Consider the following 14,789-nt stretch of genomic DNA (forward strand, 5'->3'; position numbering starts at 1 on the left):
CAACCGTCATCCCCGCGTGCGCGGGGATGACGATGTGAAGTCTGCCGGGAGACTCAATGCCCCGCTTGCGGCCCGCGCTCGAGCCCGCTTGCCGCCAGCTGCGCGTCGATCTGCGCGAGCAGGCGGTCGAGCGCGGGCTGATCCTTCGCCTCGGCGCGCGCGACCAGCACGTCCTGGGTGTTCGACGCGCGGAGCAGCCACCAGCCGTCGGGCGTGTTGACCCGCGCGCCGTCGGTGCGGTTGACGTCGGCGCCGTCGGTTTCGAGCCGGTCGAGCACTTCGTCGATCACCGCGAACTTGCGGCTTTCGTCGACCTGAAAGCGCATTTCGGGCGTGTTGACCATCACCGGCATGGCGTCCTTGATCTCGTTCATCGACTTGCCGATCATGTGGACCGCGCGGATCAGCCGGACCGCGGCATATTGCGCATCGTCGAAACCGTAGAATTCGTGCGCGAAGAAGATGTGGCCCGACATCTCGCCGGCGAGCGGCGCGTGCGTCTCCTTCATCTTGGTCTTGATCAGGCTGTGCCCGGTCTTCCACATCAACGGCTGCCCGCCCAGCTCGGCGATGCGGTCGTACAGCGCCTGGCTCGCCTTGACGTCGGCGATGATCGTCGCGCCAGGCAATTCCCGCAGCACCGGCTCGGCCAGGATCGACAATATCTGGTCGCCCCAGATCACCCGGCCCTTCCCGTCGATCGCGCCGATCCGGTCGCCGTCGCCGTCGAACGCCACGCCGAAATCGAGTCCCTTCTCCGCCACCAGCGCCTTGAGCTGGGCCAGGTTCTTTTCCTCGGTCGGATCGGGATGATGATTGGGGAAATTGCCGTCGACCTCGGTGAACAGCAAATGATGCTCGCCCGGCAGCAATTTGGTCAGCTTCTCGATCACCGGACCCGCGGCGCCATTGCCGGCGTCCCAGCCGATCCGATAGGCGCCGCCCGAATAGCCGGCCATCAGCCGGCCGACATAATCGTCGACGATATCGACGTCGGAAACTTCGCCCTCGCCTTCCTCCCAATCACCCTCGGCCGCCATCCGGCCGAGTTTCTGGATGTCCTCGCCGAAGAACGGACGATGCTGCAGCACCATCTTGAAGCCGTTATACTCGGCCGGGTTGTGGCTGCCGGTGATCTGGATGCCGCCATCGACTTCCAGCTCGGCCTCGGCCCAGTAAAGCTGCGGGGTCGGTCCCATGCCGGTGCGGATCACGCTCACCCCCGACGCGAGCAACCCTTCGACCAATGTCGCCTCCATCGCCGGCGATGAAATACGGCCGTCGCGTCCCACCGCGACGCGGGTGCCGCCGGCGCGGCGCACGATCGTGCCGAAGGTGCGACCGATCGCGCGAGCATCGTCGGTCGACAGGGTTTTGCCGACGACTCCGCGGATATCGTATTCGCGCAGGGATGTAGGATCGAAACGGTGGGTCATGGGGGCTCCCGTCAGGTTGATGCGCGCCCAATCCGCCGAGCAGGGAAAAAGTTCAATCCCTCGGCTCAATCCTCGGCTTCAACAAGATGTCGCGCGCCTCATTTACGCGACGAGCGAGCTCATCGGTGCCGCCATGATCGGGATGGACGTTGCGCAACAGGCGGCGGTGCGCGACGCGGATCTCGTCGCGGCTGGCGCCGGGATCGAGCCCCAGCACGGCCAGCGCGCTGATCTCATCCTCGCTGCGTTGCGGTTTGCGGCGGCCGTCGGTCCAGACCTTCTTGGGTCCTTGCCACAGCCACCAGCCGAACCAGGCAACCGCCAGTGCGAGGAGGAGCTTGGCCATCGTCAGGCGAAGAGCGGCAGGACCGGCTCGGGCAGCGCCAGTGCCGCCATCATCTCGCGCAGCTCCTGCCGCGCGGCGACATGCGCCATGCCCATTTCGCCGAAATCGCGGCTGTCGATCATCGTCAGCCCCTTGGGAAACAATTCGCGATAGATGACGCGTTCGCCGAGGCCCGGGATGATCCGGAATCCGACGCGCTTGGCGAGCTGGTCGAGCGCGTCGGACACGCGGCGCATGTTGCGAGCCTCGATATGCTGGAGGCGGTTGCGCAACACGACCCAGTCGATCGCCACGCCATCGGCCTTGGCCCGGGCCTTGCGCGCGTCCCAGATCAGTTCGGCGTAGAAGCTCGGGCGGGTGACCTTGTAGGTGTCGGGATCGACCTGCCCGATCAGATCGAAATCGACGAAGCTGTCGTTCATCGGCGTGACCAACGTATCGGCACGGCTCGCCGCCAGCCGCCCGAACCGGTCGTCGCGGCCGGGCGTGTCGATCACGATGAAATCGGCGTCGCTGCACAGCCGGTCGAGCGTATCGTCGAAATATTCCAGGCTCTCGCCGTCATGCGCGGCGAAGGCGGGCGTCGGCAGCTCGCGGCTGGTGCGCTTGGCGGTGGCGACGCGATTCTCGAAATAGCGCGCCATGGTGCGCTGGCGATGGTCGAGGTCGAACGCCGCGACGCGCGCGCCGCGCGCCTGCAGCGCGATCGCGACATGGACCGCGGTGGTCGACTTGCCGGTCCCGCCCTTTTCGTTGGCGAAGACGATCATATGTGGTTTGCTGGCGTCCGCCACGTAAAGACCCTGGTTGCCTGAGATGCCCCGCGCCTTTTACAGGCGAACCCTCGTCTATCGAAGCGACAAGTCCCATGCAAATTGTCCATCATCTGCCCGATTTGAGACGCGCGACCGCCGAGCTGCGCAGCGATGGCGCACGCGTCGCGCTCGTGCCGACAATGGGAGCGCTCCATCCCGGGCATATGGCGCTGGTCGACGCCGCGCGGGCGACGGGCGCGAAAGTCGTCGCGTCGATCTTCGTCAATCCCAAGCAATTCGGTCCGAACGAGGATCTGTCGCGCTATCCGCGCCCGGCGGAAGCCGACAAGGCGTTGCTGGTTGCCCATGGCTGCGACATGTTGTGGATGCCGGGGGTAGACGACATGTACCCGGTGGGGTTCGCCACCAACGTGTCGGTGTCGGGCGTGAGCGACGGGCTCGACGGCGCCGCGCGGCCCGGCCATTTCGACGGCGTCGCCACGGTAGTCGCCAAATTGTTCAACCAGGTGAGTCCCGATACCGCGTTTTTCGGCGAGAAGGATTTTCAGCAACTCGCGGTGATCCGCCGCATGGTCGCCGATCTCGATATGGAGCTGGAGATCGTCGGCGTGCCGACGGTGCGCGAGGCGGACGGGCTCGCTTTGTCGTCGCGCAACATCTACCTCTCGCCCGACGAGCGCGCGCGAGCCGTGGCGCTGCCCAAGGCGCTGGCCGAGGCGAAGCGCGCGATCGAGGCGGGGGAGCCGGGCGCGATCGATGCCGCGATGGCGTCATTGGCCGATGCCGGATTCGTGACGGACTATGTTTCGCTGGTCGATGCGGCGACCCTGGGGGAGCCGCAACCGGGAAAATCTCGCCGTCTACTCGCCGCCGCGCGACTCGGCACGACCCGGCTGATCGACAATCTCGGTGTATCTGCTTCTTTGTGATCGGCACCGCCCTCCGCAGCCATTCCAACGATGCTGCGCATCGCTGGAACCTTGGGCTGCTCCGCCCGCTCACCGCCCGACCGCCCAGCAGCGTATTCTATGGGCGGTCGGGTGGGCGCATAGGGACGGTCATGCCCCCGGCATGACCTGGACAGCGCGGGGCGCTGTCCACCTGATGCGGGGCCGGTGCCGTACGTTCGGCATAGCCGAACCAAACAGCGCCCTGAATTTCGTGGTTAAATCGCGTTAACCATTTGTTGACCGCTCGCCCCCCAAGGTAGCCCGGCCAAAGGGATAAAGGGGTGGCGACGATGGGCAGCAGCCTGAAGAATGCGCAGTTCCTGATCGAAAGCCGGCTGAGCGATGCCGCGCGGGGCGATTGGAATGCGTGCTACGATCTCGGGGTCGATTATTCGACCGGCGCGAACGGCGTCGATCTCGATCTGGTCGAGGCGCACAAATGGTTCAACCTCGCTGCGTCGCGCGGCGGCCATGAAGGCGCGCGCTATTGCCGCGCCGAAGTGGCCGATGAAATGACCGCACGCGAAATCGCGGAAGCGCAGACGCGCGCCAGGTCGTGGTTGAACGAAACGAGCAGCCGCGCGGCCTGACACGCCGTCATCCCAGCGAAAGCTGGAATCTCTGGCAGTATTTCCTTCATTGAGACCCCAGCTTTCGCTGGGGTGACGGTCACTTCGCCGCAGCCTTCTTCTTGGCCGGCGCTTTCTTCGCAGCAGCCTTCTTGGCCGGAGCCTTTTTCGCCCCGCGCTTCCCCTTGCCGCCGGCCGGTGCCGCCGCCGCGCGCGTGTCGATCAATTGCGCCGCTTCCTCCAACGTCAGCTGATCCTTGTCGATCGTCTTGGGCAAGGTCGCGTTGGTCGTGCCGTCGGTGACATAGGCGCCGTAGCGCCCTTCCATCAGCTTGATCTCGAGCTCGGTGCGCGGATGCGCGCCGAGCACCTTCAACGGCTCGCGCGACCCGCGCGCCGGCCGGCCGCCATTCGCCGCCGCTTCGGCCAGTTTGACCACCGCCGCGTTCATCCCGGTCTCGAACACTTCGGCGGTCGACTGCAGCCGGGCATATTTGCCGTCATGCGCCAGATAGGGGCCGTAGCGGCCGATCGACGCGGTGATCATGTTGCCCGTTTCCGGATGAGCGCCGATCTCGCGCGGCAGGCTCAGCAGCTTCAAGGCCCAATCGAGGTCGAGCTCGATATCCTTGGGGATCGACGCGCGCTTGGCGTCCTTGCCTTCGCCAAGCTGGATATACGGCCCGAACCGGCCCGCCTTGCGCTCGACTTCCAGCCCCGTCTCGGGATCCTTGCCGAGCGATTCGGGACCGCTGTCCTCGCCATCCGTCGCGCCCGCCTGGGCGAAGCGGCGGGTATATTTGCATTCGGGATAGTTGGAGCAGGCGATGAACGCGCCGAACCGGCCGCCGCGCAACGACAATTGGCCCAGCCCGCAATTGGGGCATAGTCGCGGATCGCCGCCATCGGCCTTGTCGGGGAACAGATAGGGCGCGAGGAACTGGTCGAGCTGCTGCGTCACTTCGGACGGCTTGAACTCCATCACCTCGGCGGTGCGCGGCTTGAAGTCGCGCCAGAACGCCTCGAGCACTTTCTGCCATTGCGCACGCCCGCCCGAAATCTCGTCGAGCTCGTCCTCGAGCCCCGCGGTGAAGTCGAAGCTGACATATTTCTCGAAGAAGCGTTCGAGGAACGCGGTCACCAGCCGGCCCGATTCCTCGGCGAAGAAGCGGTTCTTCTCGACCCGCACATAATCGCGGTCCTTGAGCGTCTGGATGATCGAGGCATAGGTCGAGGGGCGCCCGATGCCGAGCTCCTCGAGCCGCTTGACCAGGCTCGCTTCGGAGAAGCGCGGCGGCGGCTGGGTGAAATGCTGTTCGGCGGTGACGTCGCGCTTGGCCGGCACGTCGCCATCGCGCAACCGCGGCAGGCGACGCGATTCCTCATCGCCCTCGTCGTCGCGGCCTTCTTCGTAGAGCGCGAGATAGCCGGGGAAGAGCACCACCTGGCCGGTCGCGCGCAAGCCGTGGCGCCCGGTGCCGTCGGCGAGGTCGATCGTCGTGCGCTCCATCTGCGCCGAGGCCATCTGGCTCGCCATCGCGCGCTTCCAGACCAGCTCGTACAGTCGGGCATGGTCGCCCGATCCGGCATGGTCGCGGCGGAAATCGGTCGGGCGGATCGCCTCGTGCGCTTCCTGCGCGTTCTTGGCCTTGGTCTGGTATTGGCGCGGCTTGTCGGGGACGTAATTGGCGGCATAGCGTTCGGTGATCGCCTTGCGGGCGTCGGAAATCGCGCTGCCGTCCATCTGGACGCCGTCGGTCCGCATATAAGTGATCGCGCCATCCTCGTAGAGCGCCTGGGCGATCCGCATCGTATGGCTGGCCGAGAAGCCGAGCTTGCGCGCCGCTTCCTGTTGCAGGGTCGAGGTGGTGAAGGGCGGCGGCGGATTGCGCGTCGCGGGCTTGGTCTCGACCGACTGGACGGTGAAGCGGCCATTCTCGACGTCCGCTTTCGCCTTGAGCGCGTCGCCTTCCTTGCCGATCGACAGGCGGTCGAGCTTCTCGCCGTTCCACTTGATCAGCCGCGCGGTGAACGGCGTGCCGTCCTGCTCCAGGGTGGCGGCGACCGACCAATATTCCTGGCTGACGAACGCTTCGATCTCGCGCTCGCGGTCGACGATCAGGCGCAATGCGACCGACTGGACGCGGCCCGCCGACTTGGCGCCGGGCAGCTTGCGCCACAGCACGGGGGAGAGCGTGAAGCCGACCAGATAATCGAGCGCGCGGCGGGCGCGGTACGCATCGATCAGGTCCTCGTCGAGCTGACGCGGATGCTTCATCGCCTCGGTGACGGTCGCCTTGGTGATCGCGTTGAAGGTGACGCGCTCGACCTGCTTGGGCAGCGCCTTGCGGTTGCGCAGCACTTCCTGGACGTGCCACGAAATCGCCTCGCCCTCGCGATCGGGGTCGGTCGCCAGGATCAGGCGGTCGGCCTTCTTGGCCTCGTCGGTGATCGCCTTGAGCTGCTTCGCCTTGTCGGCGTAATTTTCCCAATCCATCGCGAAGCCGGAATCGGGATCGACCGATCCGTCCTTGGGCGGCAAGTCGCGGACATGGCCGTAGCTCGCGAGAACGCGATAGTCGCTGCCCAGATATTTCTCGATGGTTTTCGCCTTGGCGGGCGATTCGACGATGACAAGCTGCATGGCGATGAAAAGCGATCCTTACGTGTACGCGCGAGGATGGGGAGCCCCGATGATGCCCGTCAAGCCGGGGCCTTGAGGCTCCGCCAGGCGAGGAAGAAGGCAATTCCCAGGATGAGGTCGCCGTTCGTCACGGCAAAGGTGGAGGTCGGCGCGCGTCCGTTCAACCATAGAATGAGGCTGGGGATCCAGAATCCGAATTTGGCCACTGCGGCGAGCGGCATGAAGGCGCGGTAGCCGACCGGGTCGCCGCCGATCGTCCAATAGACCAATTGCCACGCCGCGGCGGCGCCGACAAAGCCGTAATAATAGATCGGATGGTCGAGCCGAGCCGCCGGTGCCGCGACCTGCCGCTCGAGGAAATAGAGCGGCAACAGGATGATCAGACCATAGATCGCGGCACCACGGAACAGCCAGCGGGCGGCTTTTGGAGTCATGCGGGAACCTCGTCGAACGAAAGCATGCGGTCCATCCTCAATCCCTTACCGCCCGGCCTCCAATTCTGCCCAGCCGCTTATGGCGGAACAAGCGCTATCGCCCGGGGCGATAGTCAAACCGTGCTGACCCTTGCGCCGGCATGGCGCTCGATCCGGCCGGCCAGTTCGAGTTCGAGCAGGACCAACGCAACCGTTGCCGGCGGCAATCCCGATTGGCGAATCAGCTCGTCGATCGCCACCGGCACCGGGCCAAGCAGGCCGGTCAGCGCGCGGCGGTCGGCATCGTCCGGCTCGCCGCCGGGACGTCCGTCGAACGGGCTCGCCGGCGCGCGGACCATGCGCGGGTCGATCGGGCGGATCGTCTCCAGGATGTCGGCGGCCGACTGGACCAGGGTCGCGCCTTCGCGGATCAGCAAATTGCACCCTTGGGCGCGCGGCTCGAGCGGGCTGCCGGGGACCGCCATGACGTCACGTCCCGCTTCCGCCGCCAGCCGCGCGGTGATCAACGATCCCGATCGCGGCGCCGCCTCGACCACCACGGTGCCGGTCGCCAGCCCGGCGATGACTCGGTTGCGGTGGGGGAAATTGCGCGCCAGCGGCTCGCTGCCCGGCGGCTGCTCGGCGATCAGCAGGCCCTGCTCGGCGACCTGCTCCTGCAACGCGCGATTCTCGGGCGGGAAGGCGATATCGATGCCGCTCGCGATCACCCCAATCGTGCCGGTCGCCAGCGATCCCTGATGCGCCGCGGTGTCGAGCCCGCGCGCCAGCCCGGAGACGATCACCACGCCCTCGCGCCCCAATTCGACCGCCAGCCCGCGCGCGAAGCGGCACGCCGCGGCCGAGGCGTTGCGCGCGCCGACCATCGCCACGCTGGTGTGCGCGAACAGAGCACTATCGCCCCGGATCGTCATCACCGCCGGCGCATTGTCGAGCTCGGCGAGCAGCGGCGGATAATCGGCGTCGTCGATGAACAGATAGCGCGCGCCGAGTTTCTCGACCCGGGCGATCTCGCGCTCGACGGTCGCGGCGTCGGCGATCCGGGGCGGCTTGCCGCCGCCGCGCGCGGCGAGGTCGGGCAAGGCCTCGATCGCGCGCTCGGCGCTGCCGAACCGGGCGAGCAACTGGCGATAGGTGACGGGGCCGATCGTCGGCGTACGGATCAGCCGCAGCCGCGCAAGCCGCGGGTCAGCCATCCTTCTTGGCGCCGATCCTCGGCTCGTTGCCCTGGATCAGCCGTTCGACATTGGCGCGATGCTTCCACAACACGATCAGCGCCAGCGCGACGAGCAGGAACACCGCATCGAAATCGCCCAGCACCGCTGCCGTGATCGGCGCGGAGATCGCGGCGGCCATGCCCGCGACCGACGAGATGCGAAGCACCGCGAGCAGCCCCAGCCAGACCAGGGCATAGACCAGCCCGATAGGCCAGTGCAGCGCGAGCACGATCCCCATCAGGGTCGCGACTCCCTTGCCGCCCTTGAACTTCAACCAGACCGGATAGCAATGGCCGAGCAAGGCGGCCGCGGCGGCGGGAATCTGATGGCCGTGGAACAGCCAGCCGGCGATCAGCACCGCGGCGGCGCCCTTGGCGAGATCGAGCAGCAAGGTCGCGGCGGCGAGGCCCTTTCGCCCCGTCCGCAACACGTTGGTCGCGCCGATATTGCCCGATCCGATCTGACGAAGGTCGCCGGCGCCGAACGCGCGGGTCAGGATGACGCCGAACGGGATCGATCCGAGAAGGTAACCGAGCAGCATGGCGCCGGCCGGCGCTGCCCACAGATATTCCGTCGCCACCTGAACGCTCCCCCAATCGGCTGGGTACATAATCGAGCGCGTTGGCGGATGCCACTTATCTTGATCAGAATGGATGCATCCCCCTAGAGGCCGTACATGGACGATCGCCCTTTATTGTTGTTCGATTCGGGTGTCGGCGGGCTGTCGGTGCTCGCCGCCACCCAGGCGCTGCTGCCCCGGGCGCCCCTGGTCTATGTCGCCGATTCGGCGGGATTTCCCTATGGCACCAAGAGCGAACTGGAGATCGCCGCGCGGGTACCGGCGCTGCTCGGGCGGCTGGCCGAACGCTACGACCCGCGACTGATCGTGATCGCGTGCAACACCGCCTCGACCATCGCGCTCGGCACGGTGCGCGCCGCGCTTGATGTGCCGATCGTCGGTACCGTGCCGGCGATCAAGCCCGCCGCGGCGATCAGCGAGACGCGCGTGATCGGCGTGCTCGGCACCGATGCGACCGTACGCCAGCCTTATGTCGACGATCTCGCCGCGCGCTTCGCCGGCGATTGCACCGTCCTGCGCCACGGCTCGGCCGCATTGGTCGAACTGGCCGAAGCCAAGCTCCACGGCGAATCGCGTCCGATCGCCGAGTATCGCGCGGCGATCGCCGGATTGTTCGACCAGCCGGGAGGCGACCGCATCGATGTCGTCGTCAACGCCTGCACCCACTTCCCGTTGGTCGGCGACGAACTCGCCGAAGCCGCGCCGCATCCGGTGCGCTTCGTCGACGGCGCGCCGGGAATCGCGCGGCGAGTCGTATATTTGACGGAGGGGCAGGACTGGCCCGAAACGCCGCTCCATCGCGCCGTCTTCACCCGGTTCGGCGATGCCGAACGCCACCTCGCCCCGGCGCTGGCGCGCTATGGCATCAACCGCGCCGAATCGCTTTAGCGGCCAGGGTCTGTACCCACTAGCGGCGGGGTCGAGACGGAGCGGATTTTGTCGCGTGGGTAGGAGCGAGGAGGGAGCGATGCATTATGCATCGTGACCGACGAGCGACGCCCTCCACGCGTCAAAATCCGCCCGCCGCTACGCGGTTGCGTTGTGGAGCCCGCCGGACGTCGTCGCTTGCTTGCGCGTAGCTCAAGCTACGCGACTGCGCTGCGCTCCTCGCCGACGGGCTCCACAACGCAATCTCGATCCCCGCCGCTAGTGGGTACAGACCCTAGGCGGCGGGTCGGGGCGCCATGCGCAATCGCTGGGCGTATTGTTCGGCCAGCAATTGATGCGCGTGGCGCGCCGAGGGGTCGGCGGACTGCTCGGCGGCACTCCGTTCCTGCGCCTCGCGCCGGGCAAGATAATCTGAATCCTGGCCTTCGAGGCCAATCTGGTTGGACATCACAAAGCTCCGACAATTCAAGCGGGAGCGTTCCTGCTCTCGATCGCCCGGCCTGTTCGGACCCGTGAACGCCGGCGACGACTCGCTCTATACCACGCCAATGCGACACTTGCGCTGACACAAAGCAGTTTCGCGATTGCGGCGTTTGCACCTCTTACCCATGGAAAATCGGTAAAACCCACGTTATTGGCGCAGCTCATGAGCGATTCCACCGCGCGGCCCGTCGATTATTCGCGGGTATTCACCCAGGCGATCGACCGGCTGCATGCCGAAGGGCGGTATCGCGTGTTCATCGATATTTTGCGCAACAAGGGGGCGTTTCCCAATGCGCGGTGTTTTGCCGGGCATAACGGGCCGATGCCGATCACGGTGTGGTGCTCGAACGATTATCTGGCGATGGGCCAGCACCCCAAGGTGATCGCGGCGATGGAAGAAGCGCTGCACGATGTCGGCGCGGGCTCGGGCGGCACGCGCAATATCGGCGGCAACACGCATTATCATGTCGATCTCGAGGGCGAGCTGGCCGACTTGCATGGCAAGGAAGGCGCCTTGCTGTTCACCTCGGGCTATGTCTCGAACGAAGCGACCTTGGCGACCCTGGGCAAGATCCTGCCCGGCTGCATCATCTTCTCGGACGAGCTCAACCACGCCTCGATGATCGCGGGSATCCGCAATTCGGGCTGCGACAAGCGSGTGTTCCGCCACAAYGAYCTYGCGCATCTCGAGGAACTGCTCGCCGCCGAAGACCCCAACGCGCCCAAGCTGATCGCGTTCGAGAGCGTCTATTCGATGGAAGGCGATATCGCSCCGCTGGCGGCGATCTGCGACCTGGCYGACAARTACAATGCGCTGACCTATCTCGACGAGGTCCATGCCGTCGGCATGTACGGACCGCGCGGCGGCGGCATTTCCGAGCGCGACSRSGTYGCCGACCGSATCACGATCATCGAGGGCACGCTGGGCAAGGCGTTCGGGGTGATGGGCGGCTATATCGCGGCCGACCAGACGATCATCGATGTCATCCGCTCCTATGCGCCGGGGTTCATCTTCACGACCTCGCTGTCGCCGGTGCTGGTCGCCGGTGTGCTGGCGAGCGTGCGCCACCTCAAGGCCTCGACCGCCGAGCGCGACGGCCAACAGGCATCGGCCAGGATGCTCAAGGCGATGCTGGCCGAAGCGGGGCTGCCGGTGCTGCCAGGCGACACGCATATCGTGCCGCTGATGGTCGGCGACCCGGTCAAGGCGAAGCGGATCAGCGACATCCTGCTCGCCGAATACGGCGTCTATGTGCAGCCGATCAACTACCCGACCGTGCCGCGCGGCACCGAACGCCTGCGCTTCACGCCAGGCCCCGCGCATGACGAAGCGATGATGCGCGATCTCACCAAGGCGCTGGTCGACATCTGGAACCGGCTCGAGCTGGAACTGCGCAAGGCGGCGTAGGTCCCTAGGCTCGGGCGCGTCGGCCTTAGACGAGTGCGATCAAGTTTGAATCGTCACCCCGGGCTTGTCCCGGGGTCCACTCTTCCACAACCGAGATGAGGCGTTGTTGCACGGTAGATGCCGGCACAAGGCCGGCATGACGGCCAAGCCTGATCGCGACGACCCGGCTTATACTTTCGCCGCGATCCGCCGTTCTTCTTCGCCCATATAATCCCGCGTGATCGGCAGGGCATCGCGGTTGCGCGCGAACTGAAGCTGGTAATTGACCATCCCGCCATAGAGGAAGCTGACGCACGAGCCGGAGAGGTAGAAGATCCACATATTGTAGAAAACCTCGTCGTACATCGCGACGATCTTGTCGCGATTGGCGACGGCGCGGGCGTACCAATGTTCGAGCGTGTAGCCATAATGGAGGCGCAGCACCTCGACGTCGGTCATGTAATAGCGCAGGCCTTCATAGCCCTTGGTGATTTCCGACAGCGCCGGGATATAGCCGCCGGGGAAGATGTACTTGGCGGTGAATTCGTCGGTCACGCCGGCCCCGCCCGCGCGACCGATCGTGTGGAGTAGCATCACGCCGTCGTCGTTGAGCAAGTCGCGGCATTTGCGGAAGAAAGTGCGGTATTGCGGCGGGCCGACATGCTCGAACATGCCGACCGAGACGATGCGGTCGAACGTGCCGGTCATGTGGCGATAGTCGATCAGCTGGAACGTGACGTGGTCCGACACGCCGGCGTCCGCCGCGCGCTGCTTGGCGGTGGCGATCTGCTCGTCGCTGAGCGTGATGCCGACGACGTCGACGCCATAGGTCTTGTGCAGATAGAGCGCCATGCCACCCCAGCCGCAGCCGATATCGAGCACGCGCATGCCGGGCTTGAGCGCGAGCTTGGCGGCGATATGCGCCTTCTTGTCGAGCTGCGCCTGTTCGAGGCTTTCGTCGCGGTCGACGAAATAGGCGCAGCTATATTGGCGGTCGGTGTCGAGGAAGAGATCGTAGAGCGCGTTGCCGATGTCGTAATGATGCTTGACGTTGGCCCGCGCCGCCCGCGCGCGGTTGAACTGGTCGAGCTTGCGCTTGACCCCGACCACGGCCTTGGCGGCGAGGCCGGGATCGAGCGCGCCGGTCGCGTCTTCCCAGCGATTGTTCTTACTCGCCAGCGACAGCAGCTGCATGATGTCGCCGCGCTCGATCACCATGCGGCCGTGCATGAACGCCTCGGCCACACCCAAAGCGGGGTCGCGCAGGATCTGCCCTGGCACACTCTTGGTGGTGAAGCGGATCGCGACATCGGGATAATCGGGGTCCGCCGTGCCGAACGACTTGGTCGTGCCGTCGGCATAAGTGACGGACAGCGTGCCGCGCTTGAACGCGCGCTCGAAGAACAGATCGATCAAAGCCATAGCGGACCGCTGCTATCGGCTGATTGCGGCGACGGGAAGACCTGACGACACCCCAAGCCGGATCAAATGCCAGCATACCAGTCGTAATTGACGTGATCTTCCCAATAACCGCCCTTGCCCAGGCCGATCCCCGCGAGGCTCGCCACCGCGTCGATCCGCATGACATATTTGGCGTTCTTGTAGCCAAGATGCCGCTCGACCCTGAGCCGGATCGGCGCGCCATGGCCGACCGAGACGCGCTTGTCGTTCATCGCCCAGGCCAGGATCGTCTGGGGGTGGAAGGCGTCGACCATGTCGATCGATTCGTAATAGGGGGCGCCGCTCCACAGATCGGCGCAGGTGAACACGATGTAGCGCGCCGAATTGCGCACCCCCGCCGCCTTCAGCACATTGCCCAGCATCGGCCCCTGCCACTTGCCGATCGCGCTCCACCCCTCGACGCAATCGTGACGAGTGATCTGCGCGCGTTGCGGAAAGGCGCCGATATCGCTCAGGCTGAGGCGTAGTGGCCGGTCGACCAATCCGCCGACCTCGAGCCGCCAATTGGCGAAATTCTCTGCGACGTGGCGGTTGTAATCGGCGGTGTTCGGGTTGGAATTGCCGTTAGTGCGGAACACCGGCGACATCTGCTCGGCACTGAATTCGGGGGCGAGCGCGTTACGGTCCATCAGCGCGCGCTGCAGGCCCATGTTGATCTTTTCGCCCGAGAACAGGATGCGGCGAAAGCCGGGTTGCTGGGCGAGCTTGTCGCAGCCCGACAGCAGCAGCCCGGCGCCCAGCGCGCCGCCGGTGACGAGCGTGCGTCGCGTGATGAGAGTCATTCGGCGGCCTCCGGTTCGGGCGTCGGCTCGGGGTTGGGCGCAGCGGGGAGTTTCCAGCGGCCGGTGATCATCGACCAGACTTCATTGATCGGTCCGGCGAGGATGACGAGCGTCAGATGGACGATGACGAACAGCACGATTCCCGACGCCGCGATGAAATGGATCGAGCGCGCCGATTGCCGCCCGCCGAATAGCTCGATCAGCCACGGCCAGGCCGCGTCCATCCCTGGCGACATGGCCAGCCCGGTGAAGATCATCAGCGGGATGAGGACGAAGATCGCGGCGACATAGGCGAGCTTCTGGAGCGTATTGTATGCCGCCGGATCGTCGGGATTGTGGAAGTCGAAACGCAGATGCGCGAGCAGGTCGGCCCAGAGATGGCGCGGCGCGATTTCCCTGGCGCGGACGCGCAGGTCGCGCTGGAAATGGCGGTTGATCAGGCTGGCGATCATGAACGCGAGCAGCCCGAAGGCGAGCACCAGCGCGAACAGCAGATGCCAGCGCCGCGAGATGGCGAGATTGTATCCGGCCGGGATCGTCAGCCAGCCCGAGCGCAGGATGTTGCCGTATGGCCTCAGATCGAGCCAGGCATGATCGAAATTGGCGCCGTACTGGCCCCAATAGAGCCGCGGATGCGCGTTCAATATGCCGATGCCGCTGCCGATCATGATGAAGATCGCGATCGCGTTGATCCAGTGCCAGATCCGCGTCGCCAGCCGGTGGCGATAAACGACATTGGTCGCGAGCGGCCGAGCGACCGGGGATTCAGCGGGGGCGTCCGGTTCGTCCATCATGCTTCCTTCGAACGATACGCCCGACCGGTTACACGCGATCGACGC

At 65.7% G+C, this 14,789-nt stretch carries 15 protein-coding genes; 4 read left to right on the forward strand and 11 right to left on the reverse strand.

The features are described 5' to 3' along the window. Positions 1-53: 53 nt before the first annotated feature. The 3 genes from pgmG to AC1DQQ_RS11350 are packed head-to-tail and all read right to left on the reverse strand — an operon-like array spanning position 54 to position 2,552. Positions 54-1,436 carry a phosphoglucomutase/phosphomannomutase PgmG gene (pgmG, locus tag AC1DQQ_RS11340; RefSeq protein WP_478031354.1) on the reverse strand — a complete coding sequence of 461 codons (1,383 nt, stop codon included), beginning with the start codon at positions 1,434-1,436 and terminating at the stop codon, positions 54-56. A gap of 52 nt (positions 1,437-1,488) precedes the next feature. Then, the gene (locus tag AC1DQQ_RS11345; RefSeq protein WP_478031355.1) at positions 1,489-1,782 is read right to left on the reverse strand and encodes a J domain-containing protein; all 294 of its coding nucleotides are present in this window, start codon (positions 1,780-1,782) and stop codon (positions 1,489-1,491) included. Positions 1,783-1,784: 2 nt separating this feature from the next. Next, a complete protein-coding gene (locus AC1DQQ_RS11350; protein ID WP_478045286.1) occupies positions 1,785-2,552 on the reverse strand; it encodes a division plane positioning ATPase MipZ in 768 nt (255 codons plus the stop codon). A gap of 98 nt (positions 2,553-2,650) precedes the next feature. Between AC1DQQ_RS11350 and panC the strand changes: the two genes are divergently transcribed. Beyond that, positions 2,651-3,487: a pantoate--beta-alanine ligase gene (gene panC, locus AC1DQQ_RS11355; protein ID WP_478045212.1), complete on the forward strand. Its 837-nt coding sequence runs from the start codon at positions 2,651-2,653 to the stop codon at positions 3,485-3,487. A gap of 311 nt (positions 3,488-3,798) precedes the next feature. Beyond that, complete coding sequence (locus AC1DQQ_RS11360; RefSeq protein WP_478033197.1) at positions 3,799-4,098, forward strand: SEL1-like repeat protein; 300 nt, start codon at positions 3,799-3,801, stop codon at positions 4,096-4,098. Between the two features lie 79 nt (positions 4,099-4,177). On the opposite strand, the gene topA is transcribed toward AC1DQQ_RS11360, so the two are convergent. The 4 genes from topA to plsY form a co-directional block, all read right to left on the reverse strand. After that, a complete protein-coding gene (gene topA, locus AC1DQQ_RS11365) occupies positions 4,178-6,721 on the reverse strand; it encodes a type I DNA topoisomerase (protein WP_478045214.1) in 2,544 nt (847 codons plus the stop codon). Between the two features lie 59 nt (positions 6,722-6,780). Continuing rightward, positions 6,781-7,155 carry a hypothetical protein gene (locus tag AC1DQQ_RS11370; protein WP_478045216.1) on the reverse strand — a complete coding sequence of 125 codons (375 nt, stop codon included), beginning with the start codon at positions 7,153-7,155 and terminating at the stop codon, positions 6,781-6,783. A gap of 113 nt (positions 7,156-7,268) precedes the next feature. After that, positions 7,269-8,348: a DNA-processing protein DprA gene (gene dprA, locus AC1DQQ_RS11375; protein ID WP_478045217.1), complete on the reverse strand. Its 1,080-nt coding sequence runs from the start codon at positions 8,346-8,348 to the stop codon at positions 7,269-7,271. Further along, positions 8,341-8,910: a glycerol-3-phosphate 1-O-acyltransferase PlsY gene (gene plsY / locus AC1DQQ_RS11380; RefSeq protein WP_478041550.1), complete on the reverse strand. Its 570-nt coding sequence runs from the start codon at positions 8,908-8,910 to the stop codon at positions 8,341-8,343. Before plsY ends, dprA begins: the two co-directional genes overlap by 8 nt. Before the next feature lie 135 nt (positions 8,911-9,045). Between plsY and murI the strand changes: the two genes are divergently transcribed. Beyond that, positions 9,046-9,837 (forward strand): glutamate racemase, encoded by a 792-nt coding sequence (gene murI, locus AC1DQQ_RS11385; protein ID WP_478041400.1) that lies wholly within the window; start codon positions 9,046-9,048, stop codon positions 9,835-9,837. Between the two features lie 274 nt (positions 9,838-10,111). Here the strand turns inward: murI and AC1DQQ_RS11390 are convergent, their stop codons facing one another. Continuing rightward, positions 10,112-10,285: a hypothetical protein gene (locus AC1DQQ_RS11390; protein ID WP_478045219.1), complete on the reverse strand. Its 174-nt coding sequence runs from the start codon at positions 10,283-10,285 to the stop codon at positions 10,112-10,114. A gap of 198 nt (positions 10,286-10,483) precedes the next feature. On the opposite strand from AC1DQQ_RS11390, the gene hemA reads away from it, so the two are divergent. Continuing rightward, the gene (gene hemA / locus AC1DQQ_RS11395; RefSeq protein WP_478045221.1) at positions 10,484-11,728 is read left to right on the forward strand and encodes a 5-aminolevulinate synthase; all 1,245 of its coding nucleotides are present in this window, start codon (positions 10,484-10,486) and stop codon (positions 11,726-11,728) included. Positions 11,729-11,896: 168 nt separating this feature from the next. Here hemA and AC1DQQ_RS11400 read toward each other — a convergent pair whose 3' ends face one another. From AC1DQQ_RS11400 to AC1DQQ_RS11410, 3 genes are all read right to left on the reverse strand, one after another. Further along, positions 11,897-13,129, reverse strand: a complete 1,233-nt coding sequence (locus tag AC1DQQ_RS11400) for a class I SAM-dependent methyltransferase (protein ID WP_478045222.1) — start codon at positions 13,127-13,129, stop codon at positions 11,897-11,899. Between the two features lie 62 nt (positions 13,130-13,191). After that, positions 13,192-13,950, reverse strand: coding sequence for a molybdopterin-dependent oxidoreductase (locus AC1DQQ_RS11405; protein WP_478033183.1), 759 nt, complete (start codon positions 13,948-13,950; stop codon positions 13,192-13,194). After that, positions 13,947-14,741: a cytochrome b/b6 domain-containing protein gene (locus AC1DQQ_RS11410; RefSeq protein WP_478045224.1), complete on the reverse strand. Its 795-nt coding sequence runs from the start codon at positions 14,739-14,741 to the stop codon at positions 13,947-13,949. Before AC1DQQ_RS11410 ends, AC1DQQ_RS11405 begins: the two co-directional genes overlap by 4 nt. Between the last annotated feature and the right edge of the window lie 48 nt (positions 14,742-14,789).

The organism is Sphingomonas sp. P4_G3, assembly GCF_056401105.1.

Bases quoted from the DNA above. Each gene is read 5' to 3' on its own strand.
- pgmG (WP_478031354.1), bottom strand. From the start codon at position 1,436: ATGACCCACCGTTTCGATCCTACATCCCTGCGCGAATACGATATCCGC.
- AC1DQQ_RS11345 (WP_478031355.1), bottom strand. From the start codon at position 1,782: ATGGCCAAGCTCCTCCTCGCACTGGCGGTTGCCTGGTTCGGCTGGTGG.
- AC1DQQ_RS11350 (WP_478045286.1), bottom strand. From the start codon at position 2,552: ATGATCGTCTTCGCCAACGAAAAGGGCGGGACCGGCAAGTCGACCACC.
- panC (WP_478045212.1), top strand. From the start codon at position 2,651: ATGCAAATTGTCCATCATCTGCCCGATTTGAGACGCGCGACCGCCGAG.
- AC1DQQ_RS11360 (WP_478033197.1), top strand. From the start codon at position 3,799: ATGGGCAGCAGCCTGAAGAATGCGCAGTTCCTGATCGAAAGCCGGCTG.
- topA (WP_478045214.1), bottom strand. From the start codon at position 6,721: ATGCAGCTTGTCATCGTCGAATCGCCCGCCAAGGCGAAAACCATCGAG.
- AC1DQQ_RS11370 (WP_478045216.1), bottom strand. From the start codon at position 7,155: ATGACTCCAAAAGCCGCCCGCTGGCTGTTCCGTGGTGCCGCGATCTAT.
- dprA (WP_478045217.1), bottom strand. From the start codon at position 8,348: ATGGCTGACCCGCGGCTTGCGCGGCTGCGGCTGATCCGTACGCCGACG.
- plsY (WP_478041550.1), bottom strand. From the start codon at position 8,910: ATGCTGCTCGGTTACCTTCTCGGATCGATCCCGTTCGGCGTCATCCTG.
- murI (WP_478041400.1), top strand. From the start codon at position 9,046: ATGGACGATCGCCCTTTATTGTTGTTCGATTCGGGTGTCGGCGGGCTG.
- AC1DQQ_RS11390 (WP_478045219.1), bottom strand. From the start codon at position 10,285: ATGTCCAACCAGATTGGCCTCGAAGGCCAGGATTCAGATTATCTTGCC.
- AC1DQQ_RS11400 (WP_478045222.1), bottom strand. From the start codon at position 13,129: ATGGCTTTGATCGATCTGTTCTTCGAGCGCGCGTTCAAGCGCGGCACG.
- AC1DQQ_RS11405 (WP_478033183.1), bottom strand. From the start codon at position 13,950: ATGACTCTCATCACGCGACGCACGCTCGTCACCGGCGGCGCGCTGGGC.
- AC1DQQ_RS11410 (WP_478045224.1), bottom strand. From the start codon at position 14,741: ATGGACGAACCGGACGCCCCCGCTGAATCCCCGGTCGCTCGGCCGCTC.